The sequence below is a fragment of the Agrococcus beijingensis genome, assembly GCF_030758955.1.
Taxonomy (GTDB): domain Bacteria; phylum Actinomycetota; class Actinomycetes; order Actinomycetales; family Microbacteriaceae; genus Agrococcus; species Agrococcus beijingensis.
In genome coordinates, this window is the sequence record NZ_CP132360.1 from 685,976 (window position 1) to 692,414 (window position 6,439).

The window sequence follows — 6,439 nt, forward strand, 5'->3', positions numbered from 1 at the left end:
GGTTGTCGACCGCAACGGTACGCCTGCGCAGTCGCCTGCACCTGTGCGTGACCTGCACTTCCGGTGGATGTTGTCAGATACCCACCGAGGGCGCTGCGCTCGCGCGCGACCGCTCAGCGATAGCTGCCGCTGAGCCTCACTGCGCCGCCGTCGACGCCCTTGGCGCCCTGCACCCAGCCCGCCGCCCGCAGGTCGCCCACGGGCGCTCCCTCGACCACGCCGACGGTGGCCGCGGCGATGCCGGCCGCCTCCGAAGCCCGGATGACCGCATCCGCATCGGCCTGGTCGACGACGACCAGCATGCCGAGCCCCAGGTTCCAGGTGCCCTCCGCCTCGGTCAGCGGGAAGGCCCCCAGCTGCGCGAGCGCGTCGAACACGCTCGGCACCTGCCAGCCGGCGCGATCGATCTCGACCGCGAGCTGCGGCGGCAGCACGCGCGCGAGGTTCGCGGCGATGCCGCCGCCGGTGACGTGCGAGATCGAGCGGATGCCGAGCCCCTGCTCGAGCATGCCCAGCAGCGGCAGCGTGTAGAGGCGAGTGGGCTCGAGCAGCACCTCGGCCGCGACGCCGCCCAGCTCGTCGACGCGATCGGTGAGCCCGATGCCGCGCTCGGCGAGGATGTGGCGCACGAGGCTGAAGCCGTTCGAGTGCAGGCCCGAGGATGCCAGGGCGACCACGCGGTCACCGGCGCCGACCCGCTCGGCGCCCAGCACCGCATCCGCCTCGACGATGCCCACCGCGGCGCCCGCCACGTCGTAGTCGTCGGGCTCCATCACGCCCGGGTGCTCCGCCGTCTCGCCGCCCACGAGCGCCGTGCCGGTGGCCTCGCAGGCCTGGGCGATGCCGCGCACGATGTCGGCGATGCGCTCGGGCACCACCCGGCCGCAGGCGATGTAGTCGGTCATGAACAGCGGCTTGGCGCCGACCACGACGATGTCGTCGACGACCATGCCCACGAGGTCCTGGCCGATGGTGTCGTGCTTGTCGATGGCCTGCGCGAGCGCGATCTTCGTGCCGACGCCGTCGGTCGAGGTGGCCAGCAGCGGCTTCGCGTAGGAGCCCGCGGCCGAGAGGTCGAACAGGCCGGCGAAGCCGCCCACGCCGCCCAGCACGCCGGGTCCGTGGGTGCGCGAGACGGCGGCCTTCATGAGCTCGACCGCGCGGTCGCCCGCCTCGGTGTCGACGCCGGCGGAGGCATACGGATCGGTCATGCCCCCAGGGTACTCAACGTGCTGGGTGCGGCTTCGCCGCATGGGGTGCGCCGTAGCAGCACCTGGCACGTCGGGATCGGGTGGCAGGATGGGGCCCGGCACACCCACCACCCGTCGATGGAGACGTCCATGCATGCACTCGTGACCCGAGGCAAGCCAGGGCTCGAGCTGATCGAGATCCCCGAGCCCGAGACCCCCGCAGGCCACGTGAAGGTGCGCGTGCTGCGCGCCGGCATCTGCGGCACCGACCTGCACATCGACGCGTGGGATGCGTGGGCGCAGTCGGCGGTCACGCCCGGCCTGACGGTGGGGCACGAGTTCTGCGGCGAGATCGTCGAGGTCGGCGAGGGCGTGACCGACTTCGCGGTCGGGCAGCTGATGAGCGGCGAGGGCCACGTCGTCTGCGGCCACTGCCGCAACTGCCGCGCCGGCCGGCGGCACCTGTGCATCCGCACCTCGAACCTCGGCGTGCAGCGCGACGGCTGCTTCGCCGAGCTCGTGGTGCTGCCGGCCGCGAACGTCTGGGTGCACCCGGGGCTCACGGCAGCGTCGGCGACGCCGGCGCAGCTCGACGTCTTCGGCATCTACGACCCGTTCGGCAACGCCGTGCACACGGCGCTCAAGTTCCCCGTCATCGGCGAGGACGTGCTGGTCACCGGCGCCGGCCCCATCGGGCTGATGGCCGCGATGGTCGCGCGGCACGCGGGTGCCCGGCACATCGTCGTCACCGACATCGCCGAGCCGCGCCTCGAGCTCGCCCGCACCCTCGGGTTCCGCGCGCTCAACCCGAGGGACGCATCCATCGGCGACGTGCAGCGCGAGCTCGGCATGCAGGAGGGCTTCGACGTCGCGCTCGAGATGTCGGGCTCCCCCACCGCGCTCGTCGGCATCATCGAGAACCTCAACTTCGGCGGCCGCATCGCGATGCTCGGCCTGCCGTCGGCGCCGATCGAGGTCGACTTCGGCAAGGTCGTCTCGCACATGCTGACGATCCAGGGCATCTACGGCCGCGAGATGTTCGAGACCTGGTACGCGATGAGCGCCATGGCGCAGACCGGCCTCGACGTGCTGCCCGTCATCACCGACCGCTTCGCCTTCGGCGACTGGGAGGCCGCCTTCGACCGCGCCCGCTCGGGCTCGGCGGGCAAGGTGATCCTCGACTTCACCGACGACCGCGCCGACGGCGCCGACAGCCAGGGAGCCTGACCATGTACTCCGTCCGCGACGCCATCAGCGCAGAGCTCGCCGAGATCGAGGCCGCCGGCCTCACCAAGCGCGAGCGGGCCATCGACTCGCCGCAGGCCGCGACCGTCGTCGCCGGCGGCGAGCGGGTGCTCAACTTCTGCGCCAACAACTACCTCGGCCTCGCCGACGACCCGCGCATCGTCGAGGCGGCGAAGGCCGCGCTCGACGAGTGGGGGTTCGGGATGGCCTCGGTGCGGTTCATCTGCGGCACCCAGACCCAGCACCTCGAGCTCGAGGCGCGACTGGCGTCGTTCCTCGGGCAGGAGGCGTGCATCCTCTACTCCTCGTGCTTCGACGCGAACGGCGGGCTCTTCGAGACGCTGCTGAGCGCCGAGGACGCGGTGATCTCGGATGCCCTGAACCACGCCTCGATCATCGACGGCATCCGCCTGTCGAAGGCCGCCCGCCACCGCTACGCGAACCGTGACATGGGCGAGCTCGAGGCGCGGCTGCAGGAGGCCGCCGGCGCGCGCCGCCGGCTGATCGTCACCGACGGGGTCTTCTCGATGGACGGCTACCTCGCCCCGCTCGAGGCGATCTGCGACCTCGCCGAGCGCTACGACGCGATGGTGATGGTCGACGACTCGCACGCGGTCGGCTTCACGGGGCCCTCGGGCGCCGGCACCCCCGAGCTCGCCGGCGTGCAGGACCGCGTCGACATCATCTCGGGCACGCTCGGCAAGGCGCTCGGCGGCGCCTCCGGCGGCTACATCGCGGCGCGCGCCGAGATCGTCGACCTGCTGCGGCAGCGGTCGCGGCCCTACCTGTTCTCGAACGCGCTGGCGCCGTCGGTGGTGGCCGGCTCGCTCGCGGCGCTCGACCTCGTCGAGGGCGCGGGCGAGCTGCGCGAGCAGCTGCGCGACAACACCGCGCGCTTCCGCGCCGGCATGGAGGCCGCGGGCTTCGAGCTGCTGCCGGGCGAGCACCCGATCACGGCGGTCATGTTCCACGATGCGCGGCTGGCGTCGCAGATGGCGGATGCGATGCTCGAGGAGGGCGTCTACGTCACCGCCTTCTCGTTCCCCGTCGTGCCCCGCGGCGAGGCGCGCATCCGGGTGCAGCTGTCGGCCGCTCACTCGAGCGAGGACGTCGACCGCGCGGTGGCGGCGTTCGCCGCCGCCCGCGAGCGCGTCGCCGCCTGAGCCCGCTCCCCGCTTCGCACAACGCAAGCCCGCGGCACCCGTTCCGCGGCCCTTGCGACGACGCAAGCCCGCGAGCCGCTGATCGCGGTTCGCGGGCTTGCGTTGTGCCGAAGGGGGTACGGCTAGAAGACCGGCTTGCCGCCCGTCACGCCGAGCACGGTGCCGGAGACGTAGCTCGCCTCGTCGCTCGCCAGATAGACGAACGCGGTCGCGACCTCGATCGGCTGACCCGGGCGGCCGAGCGGCGCGTTCATGCCGAAGTCCTTCACGCTGGGCTTCGTCGACGGCTGCAGCGGGGTCCAGATCGGGCCGGGCGCGACGGCGTTCACGCGGATGCCGCGCTCGCCGACCTGTGCGGCCAGGTTCACGGTGAAGTTGTTGATCGCCGCCTTCGTCGAGGCGTAGTCGAGCAGCGTCTCGGAGGGCTCGAAGGCCTGGATCGACGAGCAGTTGACGATGGCCGAGCCCTCGCCGAGGTGCGGCAGCACGGCCTTGGTGAGGTTGAACATCGCGAAGATGTTCGTCTCGAAGGTCTGCCGCAGCTGCTCGTCGGAGATCTTGTCGAGCCCGTCCTGTGCCATTTGGTAGCCGGAGTTGTTGACGAGGATGTCGAGGCCGCCGAGCCCCTCGACGGCCTTCTGGCAGAGCTCGATGTTGGCCTGCTCGGTGCGCTGGTCGCACGGCACGGCGACGCACTTGCGGCCCGCGGCCTCGACCTGGCGGCAGGTCTCGTCGGCGTCCTGCTGCTCCTGGGGCAGGTAGGCGATCGCGACATCGGCGCCCTCCTTGGCGAAGGCGATCGCGGTCGCGCGGCCGATGCCGGAGTCGCCGCCGGTGATGAGCGCGCGCTTGCCCTCGAGCCGGCCGCGGCCGGTGTAGCTCGTCTCGCCGTGATCGGGCACGGGCTCGAGCTCGTCGGTGCGCCCGGGCCAGTCCTGCGACTGCTCGGGCAGATGCTTGATGGATTCGGTGTCGACGTTCATGCACCCCACTGTGCTCGCGCTGGCTGAGCATCCGGTGGGCGACCGCACGCATCCGCCTGGATGCCATCCATCGCCGAGCGGCACGCCGGCGGCACGCACCGCTCGATAGGCTGGGATCCTTCCCCCGCGACAGAAGGAGCTCGCCTGTGTGCGGCATCGTCGGCATCGTCTCCGACTCGAGCGTCAACCAGCAGGTCTACGACGCACTCGCGCTGCTCCAGCACCGCGGGCAGGACTCCACCGGCATCGCGACCGTCGAGGGGCGCTCGATCCACGTGCGCAAGGCGAAGGGCCAGGTGCGCGAGGCGTTCCGCACCCGCGACATGCGCGCGCTGCTCGGCAACACCGGCCTCGGCCACGTGCGCTACGCCACCCGCGGCGAGGCGGCCAACGAGCTCGAGGCGCAGCCGTTCTACGTGAACGCGCCCTACGGCATCGTGCTGGTCCACAACGGCAACCTGACCAACACGCGCGAGCTCGAGCAGGAGCTCGCGACCCGCGATCACCGCCACGTGAACACCGGCTCCGACACCGAGATGCTCGTGAACGTGCTCGGCAGCGAGCTGCAGTCGCTCGTCGGCTCGGGCGGCCTCGACGTCGACCAGCTGTTCGCCGCTGTGCGCCGCACCCACGAGCGCGTCGAGGGCTCCTACGGCGTCATCGCGCTGATCGCCGGGCACGGCCTGCTCGCCTTCCGCGACCCCTTCGGCATCCGCCCGCTCGTGCTCGGCTCGCGCACCAGCGCCGCCGGCCAGACCGAGTGGATGGTCGCCAGCGAGTCGGTCGCCCTCACCGGCTCGGGCTTCACGCTCGAGCGCGACGTCGCACCGGGCGAGGCGGTCTTCATCGCTCTCGACGGTGCGATGACCAGCGCCCAGACGCACGACTCCCCCGTGCTGCTGCCCTGCGCGTTCGAGTACGTCTACCTCGCCCGCCCTGACTCGGTGATGAACGGCATCAACGTCTACGAGTCGCGCCTGCGCATGGGCGAGATGCTCGCCGACACCATCGCGAAGTACACGCCCTCCGGCGCGATCGACGTGGTCATGCCCATCCCCGACTCGTCGCGCCCGGCCGCGATGGAGGTCGCGCGCCGGCTCGGCATCGAGTACCGCGAGGGCTTCTACAAGAACCGCTACGTCGGCCGCACCTTCATCATGCCCGGGCAGCAGGAGCGCAAGAAGTCGGTGAAGCAGAAGCTGAACGCGCTAGAGAGCGAGTTCCGCGGCAAGAACGTGCTCGTCGTCGACGACTCGATCGTGCGCGGCACCACCAGCCGCGAGATCGTCGAGATGATGCGCTCGGTGGGCACCAGCTCGGTCACCTTCACGTCGGCAGCCCCGCCGGTGCGGTACCCGCACGTGTACGGCATCAACATGCCGTCGCGCGCCGAGCTGATCGCCTCGGGCCGCTCCATCCCGCAGGTGAACGAGGCGCTCGGCAGCGACTTCCTCGTCTACCAGGAGGTCGCCGACCTGCAGCGGGCCATCATCGGCGGCACCGACATCCAGGGGCTCGACCTCTCGTGCTTCACCGGCGAGTACGTGACCGGCACGGTCACCGACGAGTACCTGCAGTGGGTCGAGCAGACGCAGCTCAGCTAGGCTCGCCGACCGCCTGACGCGACCGGCTCGGCGCCCACGCGCCGAGCGCGGCGACCAGGCAGGCGATGGCCGCGCCGAGCACGACGTCGGGCACCGGCACCGCGGCGAGCAGCAGCGCGGCGACCGCGGCCCCGGCGGCACCGGCGAGCGCGAGGATCGCGGGCACGGCGGGCGCGGGCCGCACCTGCGCGCGGCGGCCGAGCTCGATGAGGGCGACGGATGCCGCCAGCGCGATCCCGAGGACGCTCGCGGTC

At 71.8% G+C, this 6,439-nt stretch carries 6 protein-coding genes; 3 read left to right on the forward strand and 3 right to left on the reverse strand.

Features of this window, described 5'->3' with window-relative positions:
* Window positions 1-113: 113 nt before the first annotated feature.
* Window positions 114-1,211 (reverse strand): phosphoribosylformylglycinamidine cyclo-ligase, encoded by a 1,098-nt coding sequence (gene purM, locus Q9250_RS03190; RefSeq protein WP_306233126.1) that lies wholly within the window; start codon window positions 1,209-1,211, stop codon window positions 114-116.
* Between the two features lie 129 nt (window positions 1,212-1,340).
* Between purM and tdh the strand changes: the two genes are divergently transcribed.
* Window positions 1,341-2,417, forward strand: coding sequence for an L-threonine 3-dehydrogenase (gene tdh / locus Q9250_RS03195; protein ID WP_306233127.1), 1,077 nt, complete (start codon window positions 1,341-1,343; stop codon window positions 2,415-2,417).
* 2 nt (window positions 2,418-2,419) lie between these two features.
* Window positions 2,420-3,598, forward strand: coding sequence for a glycine C-acetyltransferase (locus tag Q9250_RS03200; RefSeq protein WP_306233128.1), 1,179 nt, complete (start codon window positions 2,420-2,422; stop codon window positions 3,596-3,598).
* 122 nt (window positions 3,599-3,720) lie between these two features.
* On the opposite strand, the gene Q9250_RS03205 is transcribed toward Q9250_RS03200, so the two are convergent.
* Window positions 3,721-4,581, reverse strand: a complete 861-nt coding sequence (locus tag Q9250_RS03205) for an SDR family oxidoreductase (RefSeq protein WP_306233129.1) — start codon at window positions 4,579-4,581, stop codon at window positions 3,721-3,723.
* Between the two features lie 146 nt (window positions 4,582-4,727).
* Between Q9250_RS03205 and purF the strand changes: the two genes are divergently transcribed.
* Window positions 4,728-6,185 (forward strand): amidophosphoribosyltransferase, encoded by a 1,458-nt coding sequence (purF, locus tag Q9250_RS03210; RefSeq protein WP_306233130.1) that lies wholly within the window; start codon window positions 4,728-4,730, stop codon window positions 6,183-6,185.
* On the opposite strand, the gene Q9250_RS03215 is transcribed toward purF, so the two are convergent.
* On the reverse strand, window positions 6,178-6,439 hold a 262-nt coding region (locus Q9250_RS03215), incomplete at its 5' end, for a hypothetical protein (protein WP_306233132.1). The genes purF and Q9250_RS03215 overlap by 8 nt on opposite strands.